This is a genomic window from Streptomyces sp. NPDC056987 (genome assembly GCF_042673865.1).
Lineage (GTDB): Bacteria > Actinomycetota > Actinomycetes > Streptomycetales > Streptomycetaceae > Streptomyces.
On the sequence record NZ_JBHURV010000030.1, the window covers coordinates 21,026 to 38,481 of the forward strand.

The window sequence follows — 17,456 nt, forward strand, 5'->3', positions numbered from 1 at the left end:
CATGACGTGGAGGATCGTCGCCTTCATGCGAGCCATTTCAGCAACTCCTTCGGTGGGAAAAAACCGCCGGTCGGCGATTCGGGACAATACTAGCGACGCCGTACTTGGTCGTCCATAAGGGGTGGAGCCGGGATATCGGGTGTGTCATCCGGGGTTTCTTCTTGTCGCTCGATTTCTGTTCCGCGCAGCGATGTCAGCCAGGACCGTGTTTCCCGCGCGGCCGAGGACACGTGCGGTCGGCGCATGACGCTGTGGTGGTCGCCGGGCACCTCCCGGATCGCCAGGCCCTCGCCGAGCACCGGCCGCCACGGCTCCCAGCGCTCGTCGGCCCGCTCGGCACGGCAGGCCAGATAGAGCGCCGGTCCCCGATGCGGTGTGACGCGGTGCCGGGACAGCGCCTTCAAGTGGGCCCGGAAGACGTCCAGCCGCGCCCGCAGCCGGTCGGGCTCCGTCTCCTCGCCCAGCACGCCGCGCCGGCGCGCCCACGCCAGCAGCGCGGTCACGTCGGGCCACTTCCCGTCGGGTATGTGCTCGGTCAGCCCCGCCCCCGCGGCCAGCTGGGCGCCGAACTCGGCGAGGGGGTCGGCGACGTCGAACTCGGGGCCGGGCACCGTGCTGTCGATGAGCACCACCGGGGGCGGCCCGCCGCCCGCCGCCCGCAGCAGGCGCGCCATCTCCACCGCGACCACACCGCCCATCGACCACCCCACCAGCGCCGCCGGCCGGTCGATGTCCCGCTGACGCAGCAACGTCAGGTAGTGGGCGGCCATCTCGGGCACGGACTCCGGCGGACGCGGGCCGGGTACGGGATCGAGGCCCGGCGCGACGATTCCGAGGACGGGGAAGCCGGCGCCGAGCGCGGTGGCGAACTCGGCGTACCCGAGGATGTCCCCGCCCACCGGCGGCAGACAGACCACGGGCGCCCGGCCGGAGCCCTCCCGCAGGACCGTCACGCGCGCCGCCCCCGGTGTCTCGGGCGCCCCCGGCGTAGGTGCCGCCGCCAGCAGCCCCGCGTACAGCTCCACGGTCGGTGCCTCGAACAAGGCGGTCGGGGCCAGTCGCGCACCGGCCTCCCGGTTCAGGCGGCCGACCGCCCGCAGCGCCGTCAGGGAGTTGCCGCCCAGCACGAAGAAGTCGTCCGCCAGGCGCAGCCCGTCGCGGCCGAGCACCTCGCCCCAGACCGCCGCGACCAGACGCTGCTCCGCCGTGCGCGGCGGCGGCGAGTCCGGCCGGTCGGCCGGTGTCCCGGGGTCGGGCAGCGCCCGCCGGTCGGTCTTCCCGCTGGCCGTCAGCGGGAGGGCGGGCACCACCACGTACTGCGACGGCACCAGGTGCGCGGGGAGCTGCGCGCGCAGCGCCGTGGCCAGCGCACGCGGGGCGAGCGTCTCCGGCCCCGCCACGTACGCCACGAGCCGGGCCTCCGGGCCCTTCCCGTGCACCGTGACGGCCGCGCCGCGCACACCGGGCGCGCGCAGCAGGGCGTGCTCGATCTCGCCGGGCTCGATCCGCAGGCCGTGCAGCTTGATCTGGTGGTCCACGCGGCCGAGATGCTCCAGCTCCCCGTCGGGACGGAGCCGGACGAGGTCCCCGGTGCGGTACATCCGGCCGCCGGGCTCCGCCGCGAACGGGTCGGGCAGGAAGTGAGCCGCGGTGAGCGCCGGCCGGCCGAGATAGCCGTGCGCCAGCCCCGTACCGGTGAGGTACAGCTCGCCGACCGCGCCCTCGGGCAGCGGACCGCCGCGCTCGTCGAGCACGTACGCGGCACAGCCGTCCACCGGCCGGCCGATCGCGGGCCGGGCCGTCTCCGGCGGCACCTCGCTCCAGGTGGAGTAGACGGTGTCCTCGCTCGGCCCGTACAGGTTGACGACGCGTCGCACCTGCCCGCTCGCGTGCACCGCCCTGGCCAGCGTGGCGGGCAGCGGCTCGCCGGCGAGATTCACCGTGCGGACGGTCGCGGGCAGGGAGTGCTCCAGCAGATGGTCCTGGAGGAGGCTGGGGACGGTATTGACGAGGGTGATCGGCGGGGCGCCGTCCGGCGGCGCGGACAACCCGCCCAGACCGTCGGCGAGCACCACGGTGCCGCCCCCTGCCAGCGGCACGAACAGCTCGAAGGCGGAGATGTCGAACGAGAGCGGCGTTGCGGCCAGCACGCCCGCCAACTCCCGTGCCGTGTAGGTCCGCAGGGCCCACTCGACCATCGCGACGACACCGCGGTGGTCGACCGCCACACCCTTGGGGCGGCCGGTCGAACCCGAGGTGTAGAGCACATAGGCGAGGTCTCCGGGGCCGACCCGGGGAGCACTCCGCCGCTGCTCCCGCTCCCGTTCCCGGGTCGCCGACGGGTCCGCACCGCTCACGTCGACCCGTACCGTGCGCACCCCGGCCGCGTGGAAGGTGTCCCGCCCCGCATCCCGACCGGTGACCACGAGGCGTACACCGCAGTCCTCCAGCACCCAGGCCAGCCGCCCGGCGGGCAGGGCGGTGTCGAGCGGTACGTAGGCCGCCCCGGCCATGAGGACGCCCAGCACGGCGACGGGCAGCCGCGCGCTCCGCTCCAGACGGATCCCGACCCGGTCGCCCCGTCCGACGCCGAGCGCCACGAGCCGGTCGCGGAACGCGCGGGCCCTGCCGTGCAGTTGCCCGTACGTCAGCCGCTCCGCGCCCGCCGCCAGGGCGAGGGCGTCCGGCGTACGTTCCGCCTGCCGCACCACCAGGTCGCACACGGTGGCCCCGGGCGGTCCGCCGGGGGCGGCGCCCCGCAGGGCGGCGGGTCGGTCCGCCGTCCCCAGCCCGGACAGAGCGCGCGCCGTGCCGTGGTCGGCGACCGTGGTGAGGACGGCGACGACATGATCCAGCAGGCGCCGCGCGGTCGCCTCCTCGAAGCGTTCCCCGGCGAGGCTCAGACGCAGGGCCAGGCTGCCGTCCGACCGCTCGCTCACCCACAGATCCACGTCGAACCGGGACCCGCCGCCGGGCGGGGTGATCTCCTCACCCGGCACGCCGCCCAGCGCCACCGGGTGCTCCGTGAAGCCCTCGACGGACAGGAACGCCTGGAAGAGCGGATTGCGTCCGGGCACCCGCCGCGCGCCCGCCGCGTCCACCAGGACGTCGAAGGGCACGTCCTGATGGGCGTAGGCGTCCAGCGCCGTGCGCCGCGTGCGCGACAGCAGTCCGCCGAAGGTCTCCGTCCCCGCCGTCGTGCTGCGCAGCACGACGGTGTTCACGAACAGCCCCACCGTGGCCTCGCCCGCCTGGCGGTGGCGACCGGAGACAGGCGATCCGACCAGCACGTCCTCCTGCCCCGTGAACCGGTGCAGGGTCAGGGAGTACGCGGCCAGCAGCACCATGAAGAGCGTGGCGCCCTCGGTGCTCCCGCGCTCCCGCAGCCGCCCGGCGGTCCGCACCGGCAGCTCCGCGGCGGCTCCCACGGCCCGGCTTCCTCCGTCCGACCCGCCTGCCGTGCCCGGTCTGTTCCGGATGTCCGGCCCGTCCGCCGTGCCCGGCCCGTCCGCACGGTCGGCGGGCAGCGTGAGGAGTTCGGGGGCGCCCGCCAACTGCCCTCGCCAGTAGGCGATCCCCCGCGCGGCCTCCGGGCCTTCCAGCCACGTACGCTGCCAGGCGGCGTGGTGCGCGTAACGGTACCCGCCCGCCGCCGGTGGCGCCGCCCGCCGTCCGGCCGTCTCGGCGTCGTAGAGCGCGGCCAGATCGGCGAGGAGGATCTCCAGCGACCAGCCGTCGGCGACGCTGTGATGCAGCGTCAGCACCAGGACCGTGGCCTCCCCCGTGAGCAGGATCTCCGCGCGCACCAGCGGTCCCCCGTCGAGACGGAAGGGGGCGCCCGCCGCCGCCGCGACGCGCCGCCGTACCTCCCTCGTCGCCTCCTCCGGCGACGCCGCCCCGCGCAGGTCGGTCACGGGACACCGCAGCGGCTCCCCGGAGGGCAGCTGGACCGGCACCCCGTCGATCTCGGTGTACCGCATCCGCAGCATCTCGTGCCGCTCGACCAGTGCGAGCAGCGCCCGGCGCAGCGCCGCGGTCTCCACCGGCCCGCGGAAGCGGTACGCCAGCGGGATGGTGTAGGCGGCCCGGCCGGGCGTCAGCTGCTCCATGAACCACATGCGCCGCTGCGCCGCGGTCAGCAGGACCTCGTCACCGAGCCGATCGTCGCCCCGGACCCGGGCGAGGAACGCGCTCCGGCGCTCCGGCGGGAGGAGCGAGAGGCGCTCGAAGGGGCCCTCGGCGGACGGGCGCGCGCCCTCCGCCGGCCGGGGCCGTCCGGTGTCCGTCACCGGTCACCGGTCGCCGACGAGCACATGCCGGGTGTCCTTGCTCCAGGCGGACCAGCAGCGGTCCAGGTCCCTGCTGACGCTGATGCGCTTCAGCCAGCGGTCCCTGCCGTCGTACCGGGCGGCGAAGGGCCGGCGCCCGTGCACGGCGCTGCGGTTGTCCACCAGCAGCATGTCGCCCGGCGCCAGCGCCACCTGGCGCAGGGAAGCCTCCACCGTGTCGTAGAACCTCCGCAGCACCTCGCCCAGCCGGCCGTCCTCCGGGGGCTCCAGGAAGTACGGGTCCACGCACGCGTACGGGCGCTCGCGCGGCCCGAAGAGCACCGGGCGGCGCTCCGCCCCGTCCCCCGTCACGCCGTGGGAGTGGTCGGGGAGCTGGCGGAACCTCGGCTCGAAGAGCACGTCGAAGGCCGGATCGCCCAGGTCCCAGTCGGCCGCGCAGCTCACCGTCGTGGCGGCGGCCGTGGGGTTGCGCAGGCACAGCAGGCCGACGTAGTCGGGCCGGAAGGCGTGGAAGGCGTCCTCCGTGTGCCACCAGATCGGCTCCTGGCTGGCGAAGTTGATCTGGGTGTTCTCGTACTCCCGCATCGGCAGTACGTCGTGCACCACCGCGCCGTCCTGCTGGCTCCGCCAGCCGAAGACCTCGCCGAGCAGGGAACCGATCAGCACCGCCTGGATCTCCTGGCGGCGGGTGCGGTCGCGGGCCGGCCCGTCACCCCACGACGCGGGGGTGGAACCGACGGCGTCGTCGTCGACCGCCAGGCCGCGGACGAGGGCGTAGGCGGCCGGGCCGTCCTGCCGCAGGGTTCCCAGCGCCCGGCGCAGCCGCAACGGCAGTTCGTGGGCGGCCACCGGGGCCTCGCGGCAGACGTCGTACGGCGCCGACACGGGCACCTCGCCGGCCAGCCGGGACGTGACGTCCTCCAGCACCTGGCGCTCGGCGTCCGTCAGGGTCAGCTCGATGCCGGGGGCCTCCGATGCGCTCATGCCCTCCCTCCCGGGCTGGCCGGCCGTCTCAGGCATGGTCTCCTCCGCTCGATGCCAGGGCGTCGCGTACCGACTTCGGGCGCAGGTCGGTCCAGTGCTCCTCGATGTAGGCCAGGCAGGCCGCCTTGTCCCTCGCCTCTCCCACGGTCCGCCAGCCGTCGGGAACGGGCCGGCCGGCCGACCAGACCGAGTACTGTTCCTCGTCGTTGACCACCACGAAGCAGGCGTTCTCCACGCCCTCGTCGGTGTCCGTCTTCTCCATGGAGCCGTTCCTCCTCACTCGCGCCGTTCCGCGCCGGGCTCACCGGCGGGGCCCAGCAGTTCGTCGAGCAGCATGTCCAGCCGCGCGGGACCCGCGCCGTCCTCCGCGGTGCCCGGATCGTCCGGCGCGGTGCCCTCCTCGGCCTCTGCCTCGGCCCGGGCCACGAGCCCGGCGAGGCCCGCGACGGTGGGGTCGCCGAAGAAGTCCGTGAAAGGGACGGTGACCGAGAACTCCTCCCGGATCTGCGTCAGCAGCCGTGCCACCAGCAGGGAGCTGCCGCCCAGCCGGAAGAAGTCCTCGTCGCGCCCCACCGCCTCGGTGGAGAGGACGGCCGCGAACCGCCGGGCGGTGCGCCGCTCCCGCTCGCCGCAGGGCTCGACGCGCTCCCCGCCGTTCCGCCGGGCCGAGCCGAAGCGCGGCTCCGGCAGCCTCCGTTGGTCGACCTTGCCGTTGACCGTCAGCGGGAACTTCTCCAGCAGGACGTACGCGGCGGGCACCATGTACGCGGGCAGCCGTGCCCGCAGATGCTCCCGCAGCCCCTCCTCGTCCGGGTCCGTCCCGGGCGCCGGGGTCGCGTACGCCACGAGCCGCCGGTCGGCGGAGCGCTCGCCCCACACCCGGACGAAGGCGGTGCCCACCTCCGGATGTTCCTCCAGCACCGTCCGCACCTCGCCGAGTTCCACGCGATAGCCGCGGATCTTCACCTGGTCGTCGGCGCGGCCGAGGAATTCGAGCGTGCCGTCGGGCCGGTACCGCGCCTGGTCGCCGGTCCGGTACAGGCGGGCGCCCGGTTCGCCGGAGAACGGGTCGGGCACGAAGGCGGCGGCGGTGGCGGCGGGCATGCCGAGGTAGCCGTGGGCCAGGCCGGCGCCGCCGACGCACAGCTCTCCGGTGACGCCGACGGGCACCGGGCGTCCCCACGCGTCCAGGAGATACACCCGGGACGCGGTGACGGGCCGTCCGATCGGCGCCCAGGCGGGCCAGCCGGCCGGATCGCGCGCGAGGGTGTGCGCCGTGGTGACATGGGTCTCCGAAGGCCCGTACTCGTTGTGCAGCCGTCCGTCCGGCAGGCCGGCGAACAGCTGGCGGAGGTCGTCCGTGACGACGAGCTGTTCCGATCCGGAGATCACCGTCCGCAGGCCGGCCGGGAGCCCGCCGCCCGCCCGGTGCCCCTCGGCCATCTGCTGGAGCGCCGCCGCGGGGATGAAGAGCCGCTCCACGCGGAGCGCGGTGAGCAGCTCCGCCAGGCCGTGGACGTCGCGCCGCTGGTCCTCCGAGATGAGGACGAGCGTCCCGCCGCCCGCGAAGGTGGAGAAGATCTCCTGGAACGAGACGTCGAAGCTGAGCGAGGCGAACTGGAGGGTCCGCTGCCCCGGCGGCACCGGAGCGTAGCGCTCCAGCTGCCAGCCGACGAGGTTGCTCACCGCCCGGTGCGGCATGCAGATGCCTTTGGGACGGCCGGTGGAGCCCGAGGTGTACGTCACGTACGCCACCGCGTCCGCCGGGATCACGGGCGCCGGGCCGGGGGTGGTGGGTGCCCGCCCGGCGGCCTCGGCGACGTCCAGGAGGCGCCCCGTGGTCGGCGGCAGCGCGGCGCGGGTGTGCGCGTCGACGAGCACCACGGGGGCGGCCGTGTCCTCAAGGATCATGGCGAGGCGTTCCGCCGGATGGTCGAGATCGAGGGGGACGTACGCGGCGCCCGCCTTCAGCACCCCCAGGACCGCGGCGACCATGGCGGGGGAGCGCCGCACCGCCACGGCCACGAAGTCACCCGGCCGCACGGACGCCTCGCGCAGCGCGTGGGCCACCGCCTCGGCCAGGCGGTCGAGTTCGCCGTAGGTCACGCGCCGGCCGTCCTGCTCCAGTGCCGTACGGCCGGGCTCCGACGCCGCCCGCCGCTCGAACCACCGGTGTACGAGCGGTACGGGGGAGGGCGCGGTCCCCGTGTCGTTCCAGTGGCGCAGGACGAGGTCGCGTTCGGCGGCGTCGAGCAGGTCGTGGTCGCCGACCGGGGTGTCGGGGGAGGCGGCGAGGGCGTCGGCGAGGCGGGCCAGCCGGCCGGCCATCCGCTCCATCGCGTCCCGGTCGAACATCGACGCGTCGTACTCAAGGGTCAGCCGCGTGCCACCGTCCCCGTTCTCGGCGCCGCTGCCGGTGCCGCTGCCGGTGCCGGTGCCGGTGGCGAACAGCGCCAAGTCGAACTTGGCGTCGCCGCCCCCGGCCGCGATCTCCCGGCAGGTGACGCCCGCCAGCTCCAGGGCGTCCACGCCTTCGCCCTCGGCGGCGAACCACACCTGGAACAGGGGGTGACGGACGTCCTGCCGGGGCGGGTCCACCGCCTCGACGACCGCGTCGTAGGGAGCGGCGCCCTGGGCGTGGGCCCCCACGAGGGCGTCGGAGGTGTCCGACAGCAACCGCCGGAAGGAGGCGCGGGGCGGCACCGCGAGCCGCAGCGCGAATGTGTTGAGGAAGAAACCGACCGTCCGGTGGGTCTCGGGCCGGTCGCGCAGTGTGGCCGGGGTCCCGACCACCATGTCCCGCTCCCCGGTGACCCGGTGCAGCAGGGCAGCCCACACCGTGAGCAGCACCGTGAACGCGGAACAGCCCGCCGCGCGGCCGAGCTCCAGCAGCGCGCCGAGCGCGGCGGGGCGGGCGGGGACGCGGACATGGGCCGCCGGGGCGTCCCCGGGCGGACCGGAGACCGGCAGGTCCATCCGGCGGGGAGCGTCCCGCAACCGCTCGGCCCAGTAACGCACCTGGGCCTCCGTCACCTCCCGCCGCTCGCCCTCCCGCTCCGCCCACTCCAGGTACGAGGGGCCGGGATCGCCGCCCGTCTCGTCGCCGCCGGCCACGACGGACCGGTAGAGCGCGGCCAGATCGGTCAGGAGGATCCCCATCGACCAGTCGTCGACGAGGATGTGGTGCACCACCATGCCGAGCGTCCAGCGGCGTCCGGGGTGCCGGTAGAGCGTCAGCCGCACCGGGGGCGCCTGTGCCAGGTCGAACGGTGTGCCGGCCCGCTCCGCCAGCGCCGCCGCGAGAGCCGCACTGTCGTCATGGTGACCCGGGTCCGAGACGACGAGTTCCACGGTCTCCACCGCGGGCGGGGCGTCGAGCACGATCTGCTCGACCTCTTCCCCTGCGGTTTCCCCCGCCGTGCGGAAGACGGTCCGCAGCGCCGCGTGCCGCAGGCACAGCCGCTCCAGGGCGCGTACGAGCGCGGGCTCGTCCAGATCGCCCTCGATCCGCCAGGCCGACGCGACGTTGTACGCGGAGCTCTCCGGGCGCATCGTCTGCGCCAGCCACATCCGCCGCTGCCCCCGGGAGAGCGGGCCACGGCTCCGGTCACTGCGCGGCGCCGCGCCGTCCCCGCCGGGCCGGGGGAGACCCCGCTGGGCGAGCAGGGCGGCGATCCGTTCCTCGCGACTGTCCACACTCATGGCGGCCGTCCTCTCCAGCCGCTAGACGCGCGGGAATCCGGCGACGAGCGCGTCGTCGCCAACGGTCAGGACCGGGTCGGGGGTGCGGCTCGCGAGGAACTCGGGGCGCGGGTCGGGCACCTCGCGCAGCCGGTTCTCCACACTGTTGTAACTGATCAGCACCATCGTCCTGTTGTCCGGGGACATGTTGGGCCCGGAGCCGTGCAGGATGCTGCTGTGGAACAGCAGCACGGAGCCCGCCGGGGCCTTGGGCGCCACGATGCCCCGTTGTTTGGCGGCGGACGCCAGCGCCTCCACGCGCAGCGAGTACTTCAGCTTCGACGTGAGGGTCTGGGTCCAGTCCGCGTCGCGCGCGTCGACGGAGCACAGCCCGTCCCGGTGCGATCCGGGGACGAACATCAAAGGGCCGTTGAACTCGTCCACATCGTCCATCAGTATCGCCGCGCTCAGCGCCCGGTCGGTCGGCATTCCGTCCTCGTCACGCCAGAACCGGTAATCCTGATGCCATTCCCACACCTCGCCCACGAGAGCGAGCTTCGCGTTGATTTTGAACTGGAACACATGGACATCACTGCCCAGCAACTGACGTGCGGGCTCGACCAGTCGGGGAAGCCGTACCAGCGTGCGGAAGACGGAGTTGGTCTCATGGACGCCGTGCACCCCGCGCACGACGCCGCTGCCCTCCTCCAGCACCCGCTGGGGCGAGTCCTCGTCGAAGACCACCGGGAGTTCTCCCCGCAGCACGTCGAGTTCCGCGCGGTCCACGTACCGGGGCAGCAGAAGGTAACCGTCCTCCTCGTACCGCTCCACCTGTTCCTCGGTCAACAACGGAAAGCCTGCCTCTCTGCTCGGAGGTCTCTCGTGCCTTCGCAGGATTTCAAGGACGCCGACGGGCTGTTGAGTCACGGAAAATCGGGACTTGACACCGCCGGGGAATTCGGATGAGGGCGAAATGCCTTCCGGAGCGGGGCGGGACCCGCGTATCACTCCCGCTCGTCCGGCGCGACGGTGAAGTAGACGCGGCTCACCGCGATTCCCAGGTCCTGCACCGCGAAGGGCAGCAGACAGTACAACTGGGGTACGGCGTCCGGTTCGATCTCGACCGTGAACTCCGCCCGCGCGGGCTGCCCCGCCGACACATCCACGCGCCGCAGCGTCGGCCGTACCCGTACGCGGATGGTCGGCGACGGCACGATGCCCAGGTTCACCGTCCCCGCGCGCCGCCCGACGGCCTCGACCCGCACCGTCACGCTCGTCCCGGGCGCGCCGCCGAGCGGGGCCACGACGCGCAGCAGCGGGGCCCCGGCCAGCGCGTTGTACACGTCGCCGCACCGCGCGCAGACCCCGCGCACCGTGTCCGGCACCTGGGGCACCACCCCCCGGTGCAGATAGCCGTCCAGCGGGCCGCCGCACGCGCACGCCGCGTCGAGGACGGTCCGCTCCGCCGCCTCGCTGCGTTCCCCGAAGTACGTCGAGAAGTCGAACACCGGGTCGTCGCGGTGCTTGGCGAACCGCTGTGCCAGCGCCAGGTCGAGTGAGGTCACCTCCTTCGCGACCGAGGCGAGGGCCGCCTCCCGCTCCGGGGCGGAACCGGTGACCGTACGCACCGTGTCGCGCAGCACGGTCTCCGCGAGGGGGCGCAGACGGGGACGCAGCGGGTGGTCCCCTGCCATCAGCCCGCTGTCGAGCAGACCCGACAGCCGTCCCCCCACGTCACGCAGGTACGAGCGCGCGGCGGCGCGGCCCTCGCCGCCGTCCCCGCCGGGCTCCTGCGGCTCGTCGGCGGCGGGCGCCTGGAGCCCCACCTGGACGAAGGCGGGGTAGGGGTTGATGTCGGCGAGCCGGTCGTTGAGCGCCCGTGCGGCGCTGCCCTTGCCGGGTGCTCCCAGCCAGGCGAGGAGCTCCGGGCGCTGCGCGTCGCACGCGAAGAGGGTGGCCACGACGGTCTGGGCCGTTCCGTCCACGGCCGCCAGCAGGCCGAGGTACTTCGGGTCGTACGCCCCGTGGCCGGCGAGCGGGCCGCTGAAGCAGTTGGCGAGGACGAGTTCGGCCGCCCGCACCGCGCGCGCCGGCACCAGCTTGTCCTCCGGCTTGACGCATCCGAGCCCGAAGGCGCACTTCGGTCCCTGCCGGCCCGGCGCTCGGTCCCCGGCCGGGCTGAGGCCGCACACCGTGAACTCGCCCAGGTGCAACTGGTCCTCCGTGCCGTTGCCGTGGAAGAGCAGACGGCGCCAGACCCGGTTCAGGGCGAGCCCCTGGACGTCGCGGTGGCGTATGTCGTCGGCGCCGAACCACTCCACGCCGGGCACGGGCGACGCCGCGTCCAGCGCGGAGAACATCCCGACCGGACCCCGGGCGTCCGGTGCGGCGAACTGCTTGGCGATCATCCAGCTCACACTGTGCGCGTCACGTCCCGTGAGCAGGAAGAGGTTCCGCGACGAGCGGTGCGTGGCGTCGACCAGGGGCCGCAGCCTCTCGGCGGTCAGCTGCGGGTACGCGCCGACGACCAGCACCGAGCCGGACCCGGGGAGGTCGGCCACGTCGGTCACCCAGCTCCGGGCGAGCGGACGGGCCGCGCGCAGGACGGGCTCGGGGAGGGCGTCGCCGAGGACGACACCGGTCGCGCACGGCCGGACCGCGCGGCGCGCCGCGTAGACGTCCTCGGCGAGCGCCACGCCGTCCAGCAGGTCGTCCCGCGTCCCGGTCCACACCGGCACGGGTGACGTGACGGAGTCCGCGAACCGTGTCACCGCCGCCCGGTACTCGGCCGGCGACGCGCAGGGCAGGAAGACCGCCTCGGCAGAACTCATGGGATGCCTCGATTCCTGAAGGGTCTCGGAAAGGCCCGGCGCTTGCCGCCGCGCCGTCCCGGCGCGGCGGCAAGCGTGGCGGGAGCGCCGGGGGCGGGTGTCAGGCGTCGTCCGTGGCGTGCTCGATGACGTACTCGCGGCACAGTTCGCGCAGATCCTCGGCGTGCACCTCGCGCCAGCCGGCCGGCACGGGCGGGCCGCTGGGCCACACCGCGTGCCGCCCCGCCCCGTTCGCCACCACCCGGAAGGTGGCGTACTCGTCCTCGTACGGGTCCTCGGGCCAAGGTTCGGCGAGTATCTCCACCCGGCCGTCCGGGCACCGCCGCGCGGCGCGGGCCGCGCGCCACATCCGGGCGCCGGGCCGCCGATAGGGGTCGGGGAGGAACCGCTCCGCGCTCTCACCCGGCAGCTCCGGATAACCGGAGGCCACGCCCGCGCCCGCGACACAGAGCGCGCCGGTGCCGCCCGGCGCCACCGGCCGCAGCGCGGCGTCCAGCACGTACACATGGTGGTCCGGCGCGACCCGCACCTCCCCGTCGGCGCCGTGGACCCGTACCAGGCGCGCCTCCTCCGGGCCGCCGCGGTGGACGAGGCGCAGCCCGAGGGCCCGGGCGGCGCGGACCAGCTCGGGATCGGCGTCGTACGCGTCGCCGGTCACGGTGAGGGAGCGCAGCGCCTCGGGGCGCTCGCCGCGCGCGGTGAGCGCCTGGCAGAGCCGGAGCGCGGTGTCCTGCCCGGCCATCGCGTCCTGCGCCCCGGTCTCCGTCAGCCAGGCGGCGAGCCCCGGCGGATCCCCGAGCGCGCGCGGGCGGGGGACGAGCACGGTGTTGCCCGCGGCGAGCGCCGCGAGGAGGTCCACCGCCCCCGCGGTGGAGCCGTACGTGCCCTCGGCCAGCCAGGCGGCCCGCGCGCCCGGCAGGGTCCGCCGGCGGTACGCCGCCGCCGCGGCCACCCGCCGCGCGCCGATCCGGCAGTCGCCCGCGACCGCCCCCGCCTCGGCGCGGAAGGCCAGGCCCTCCTCGGCCCGGCCGGCGGCCACCAGGGCGGCCACCCGGTCGATCGGGGAGGCGAACACGGACGGCGGCCCACCGGGACCGGTGTCCCGCCCGGCAGGCCCGGCGCCGGTGGCGATGGCGGCGGCAACGGCAAGGGCTTCGTCAGCCTGGCGCGCCAGTTCCGCGTAGGTGGCCACCGTCCCGGCCGACCCCGTGGCGTCGGCGCGCACCAGCGCCGGTGTGCCGGGGGTCTCGCGGATCGCCGCCTCCAGCAGGCGCCCCGCCGTGCCCGGTTCCAGGGGCCGCTCCTCGCCGTTCCACTGCCTCTGCGCCCGCTCCAGAGCCGCCGGGGTGATCAGATCGAGGCGGCCGACGGGCCGTTCGGGGTCGTCCATGGCCGAGTCGAGAAGGGTGATCCACGCGTCGACGAGGCCGGCCGCGGTCTCCCCGGCCACCGCCGCGCCCCGGAAGAAGGCCGTGACGCCGATGCCCTCGCGGGCACCGGTGTGGCTCTGCTCCTCCGTCAGCACCAGGCTCAGGTCGGCCCCGTCGCACGGAGCGGGCGGCGGCTCGGCCGCCGCCTCCACCCCCGCGGCCTCGGCGGGCGGGACGGCCGGCCGCCACAGGGCGAGGGCGACGCCCCCCGGCAGGGCGGGCTCCGCGTCCGGCCGCAGGCATGCCCGTACCACCGCCTCGTGGGTCCGCCGGACGAGCACGCCGAACGACGGGTCGTCCGAGGCGTCGACCCGCAGGGCGCGCGCGGTCGTCAGCGGTGCCACCGTCCGGCGGGTGGCCGGGCCGCCGGGGCGTGCGACGGGGGCCGTGGTGACGACCGGGCCGTCGGCGCCGTGCCGGGTGAGGAGCGCGGCGACCGCCGCGTGCAGCAGCGTGGACAGGGTGGTGCCGTGCTCGGCGGCGTACGCGGCGAGCCTGCCGTGCAGGTCGGCGCGGATACGGGCGTGGTGGACACCGTGCCCCGGCACGTCGCCGTCCGGCCGGCCTCCGGCGGCGGGCAGGGGAGTGGGCCGTACCGCGTCCGCCGCCGCGGGACGCTTCCCGGTCTCCGGCCCGAGCGGGGGCAACGGCTCCCAGCGCGGCGCGTGTTCGTTCACCCGGGAGCGGTACGCCTCCAGCAGGTCGGCGCCGAGCGGCGCCAGTGACCAGGTGTCGGCCAGCCACGGGTGCAGCCGGACCAGGAGCAGATGGTCGTCGGGGCCCATCGCGTGCAGCTCGGCCCGCCACGGAGGGGTGGTGCCGTACGGATCGGGCAGTGACCGGCCCGCCGCGCGCAGCACGTCGGCGACGCGGGTCCCGGACGGTGCGCGGACGACGGGCAGGTCGACGCGGACCGCGTCGGCGGCGCCGGTCGTACGCGCACCGCCGCCGCCCGGCCCGTCGGCGGTGAAGGTGGCGCGGAGCATCTCGTGGCGCCGTGCCACATCCCGCAGCGCGGTCCGCAGGGCCTCCGCGTCCAGAGGGCCCGTCAGCCGCAGCGGCAGCAACCGGCAGACGTCCCCGTCCGGCCGGGTGCCGTGCTCCGGCCGGGGCGGTGACGCCGTGCGCATCCGCGCGCCGTCGGGGCGGGAAGCCCGGCCGGACTTCGCGCCGAGGAGCGCGGCGAGCGCGGCCGGGGTGGGCGCCTCGTACAGCGCGCGCCCGCCGGGGTCGAGCCCGAGGGTGGTCCGCAGCCGGGAGAGGAGCCGCGCGCCGGCGAGGGAGTGGCCGCCGGACAGGAAGAAGCCGGAGTCGGCGTGAAGGTCGCGCCCGGGCGTGCCGAGGGTGTCGGCGAAGAGGCCGCACAGGGTCTCTTCGAGGGGGGTCGCGGGTGGCAGTCCGGGTGCGGACTCGCGGCGTACGGGCTCGGGCAGCGCGTGGCGGTCCACCTTGCCGTTGGCGGTGAGCGGGAGGGCGGCCAGCGTCGTGATGGTGGCGGGGACCATGTAGTCGGGGAGGTGTTCCCGCAGGTACCTGCGGAGTACGAGAGCAGGGTCGACGGTACGGTCGAAGGCGGCCGGGGTGTTGGCGCAGTCGCCCGGCGCGCGGGGGTCGTCCTCCGGGGTGAGGAACACGGACGTCAGCGGGCCCGGCGGAAGACGCCTGGGGTCGAGCAGCACCACGTCCAGCGAGCCGGTCCGCGCGCCGTCGGTACCCGGCGCACCCGACCAGGTCGCCAGGGCGCGGTATCCCAGGCGCTCGGCCAGCGCGCACAGCTCCTCCGGGTCCGCGGCCCCTCCGGCCCCGGCGCCGGTGGGTGCTGCCAGGGCCGCCAGGGCCTCGGCGGCTCCCGCGCCCGCGTCGAGCGTGGCCATGGCCGCCCGTTCCCCCGCGGTGCGCGCGTCGGGCACGCCGGTGACACGGAGCCGGGCCGGCCGGTGTTCCTTCAGATGGAGGGCCAGTTCCTCCGCGTCGGCGATGTCCGTACCCCAGTCGGCCCGGGGCGCCTCCCGCAGATCGGCGGCGGGCTCGGCGGTGCCCAGCACCGCGTCGAAGCGGTAGCGCGTCAGTTCGTTGTGGCAGTGGCCGCGCTTGACGCGGACGTCCGTGGACCGGATGCCGGTCAGGTCGCGCGCCAGGATGCCGAAGAAACCGGGGTCGAGCAGCAACTCGGTCTCCACGGTGACGCGTTCGTGGATCTCGCGGCGCACGGCTTCGGCGTCCCGCGCCGTGTCGCCACGGGCCAGGGTCACCCCGGTCTGCAGGGGGTGCTGCAGCGCGGCGTTGCGCAGGTCGCCGAGGAACACGGAGCCGCCGGGTGCCAGCAGCGGCAGCACGCCCTCGATCACGGCGCGCAGGTAGCCGGCGTCCGGGAAGTACTGGACGACCGAGTTGAGCACGACGGTGGTGAAGTGGCCATGTGGCAGCCCCTCGGTGACATGGGCCGCCTGGTGGCGCAGGGTCACCTTGTCCCGCAGCCCGGGCCGTTCGCGCAGCCAGAGCCGGAGCGCGTCGAGTACGGTCCCGGAGAAATCGGTCGCCCAGTACTCGTCGGCGCCGGGCGCCAGTCGCGCGAGGAGGAGTCCGGTGCCGACCCCTATCTCCAGGACGCGTCGGGTGTCCAGTTCGCGGATGCGCGCCACGGTGGCGTCACGCCACTCGCGCATCTCGTGGCGGGGGATGGGCGCGCTGTCGTAACTGCTGTTCCAGCCGACGAAGTTCTCGCCGAAGTCCGCCGCGTCCGGTTCGCTGTAGAGCGTCTCGTAGATCTCGTGCCACTCGGCGGTCAGCGCGTCGGCGTCCGCGGTCCCCGACATGGAGGGCACGACGTACGCGGCGAGGCTCTTGTCGCCGGTGGGCGTCCGGCGCGGGACCACGGTGGCCTGGGCGACGCTCGGATGCCGTGCGAGCACCGCCTCGATCTCGCCCGGTTCGATGCGGAAGCCGCGCAGTTTCACCTGGTGGTCCACGCGGTCCTGGAAGACGAGGGCGCCGTCCGCGCGCACCGTGACCCGGTCTCCCGTGCGGTAGAGCCTGCCGGCACTGCCGCTGCCACCGGCTTCGCCGGCCGGGTCGGGCACGAAGCGTTCCGCGGTCAGGGCGTCCTGGCCCAGATAGCCCAGGGCGAGACAGGGGCCGCCGAGGTACAGCTCCCCGGTGCCGCCCGGCCCCACCGGGGAGCCGTGGCCGTCCAGGACGCGGGTGACGGTGGCACCGATGGCCCCGCCGATGGGGATGGGCCGGGTGGTGTCGTCGTGTTCGCCGATCTCGTGCCAGGTGGCGAAGGTGGTGGCCTCCGTCGGCCCGTAGACGTTCAGCAGCCGGGCCGGGGGAGCGGCGGCCAGCACCCGCCGTACCGTACGGGGATCGCACACCTCGCCGCCGAAGAGAAGGGTGCGCAGCGGGGCGAAGGCCGACGGCCGTTCGTTCGCGATCTGCTGGAAGAGCGCGGTGGTCAGGAAGAGCACGGTCACCCCGTGGTCGCGCACCGCGGCCTCGAAGGCGACCGGGTCCAGGACGACGTCCTTCTCCAGCCCGACGACCGTGGCGCCGGCGCACAGCGTGGCCCAGATCTCGAAGGTGATGGCGTCGAAGGCGGGGTTCGCCGCCTGCGCGACATTGTCGTCCGCCGTGATGCGGACGTAGTCCGTGGAGGCCACCAGGTCGAGCACGGCGCGGTGCGGGACCACGACGCCCTTGGGCGTGCCGGTCGTCCCGGACGTGTAGCACACGTACGCGGTCGCCTCGGGCCTCACGGGCACCGGCGCGAACGCGCTGTCGCCGCGCGCGATGTGCTCGGCCGCGGTGTCGACGGCGATCACGGCCGGGCCCGTGCCCGCGTGGGCGTCGGCGAACCGGGACAGGGTGACGACGGCCCGCGCCGCGCAGTCGCGTGCGATCAGCCGCCGCCGCTCGGCCGGGTGGCCGGGATCCAGCGGCACGTAGGCGGCCCCGGCGCGGACGACCGCCAGGAAGGCCACCACCAGGTGCGGGCCCGGTGGCAGACAGAGGACGACGTGGTCCCCGGGCCGCACGCCCCGCTCCGCGAGGTGGGCGGCGAGCCGCGCGGCCCGCCGGTCCAGCTCGCGGTAGGTGAGCGTGGGCCCCTCCGCCGGATAGGTCACCGCGATCGCGTCGGGTGCCGACTCCGCGTACCGGCGGACCGCGTCGGCAAGCCCTGCGACACTCCTGGATTCACCACTCTCGGGCATACGCGCGCCACCCTTCCCCGTTTATTCGCC

7 protein-coding genes are annotated in these 17,456 nt (G+C 75.1%); all 7 read right to left on the reverse strand.

Features of this window, described 5'->3' with window-relative positions; genetic code table 11:
* Positions 1 to 89 precede the first annotated feature (89 nt).
* The 7 genes from ACFTZC_RS29315 to ACFTZC_RS29345 all read right to left on the reverse strand — a co-directional run bounded on the left by ACFTZC_RS29315 (position 90) and on the right by ACFTZC_RS29345 (position 17,426).
* A complete protein-coding gene (locus tag ACFTZC_RS29315) occupies positions 90 to 4,289 on the reverse strand; it encodes an amino acid adenylation domain-containing protein (protein WP_382894751.1) in 4,200 nt (1,399 codons plus the stop codon).
* Between the two features lie 3 nt (positions 4,290 to 4,292).
* The gene (locus ACFTZC_RS29320) at positions 4,293 to 5,273 is read right to left on the reverse strand and encodes a TauD/TfdA family dioxygenase (protein WP_382894752.1); all 981 of its coding nucleotides are present in this window, start codon (positions 5,271 to 5,273) and stop codon (positions 4,293 to 4,295) included.
* 28 nt (positions 5,274 to 5,301) lie between these two features.
* Complete coding sequence (locus ACFTZC_RS29325; protein WP_382894753.1) at positions 5,302 to 5,535, reverse strand: MbtH family protein; 234 nt, start codon at positions 5,533 to 5,535, stop codon at positions 5,302 to 5,304.
* A gap of 14 nt (positions 5,536 to 5,549) precedes the next feature.
* Entirely contained in the window at positions 5,550 to 8,975 is a 3,426-nt protein-coding gene (locus ACFTZC_RS29330; protein WP_382894754.1) for an amino acid adenylation domain-containing protein, read from the reverse strand.
* A 21-nt stretch (positions 8,976 to 8,996) separates the two neighbouring features.
* Positions 8,997 to 9,800: a phytanoyl-CoA dioxygenase family protein gene (locus tag ACFTZC_RS29335; protein ID WP_382894755.1), complete on the reverse strand. Its 804-nt coding sequence runs from the start codon at positions 9,798 to 9,800 to the stop codon at positions 8,997 to 8,999.
* A 158-nt stretch (positions 9,801 to 9,958) separates the two neighbouring features.
* A complete protein-coding gene (locus ACFTZC_RS29340; protein WP_382894756.1) occupies positions 9,959 to 11,785 on the reverse strand; it encodes a hypothetical protein in 1,827 nt (608 codons plus the stop codon).
* 100 nt (positions 11,786 to 11,885) lie between these two features.
* Positions 11,886 to 17,426, reverse strand: a complete 5,541-nt coding sequence (locus ACFTZC_RS29345) for an amino acid adenylation domain-containing protein (RefSeq protein WP_382894757.1) — start codon at positions 17,424 to 17,426, stop codon at positions 11,886 to 11,888.
* Positions 17,427 to 17,456 lie beyond the last annotated feature (30 nt).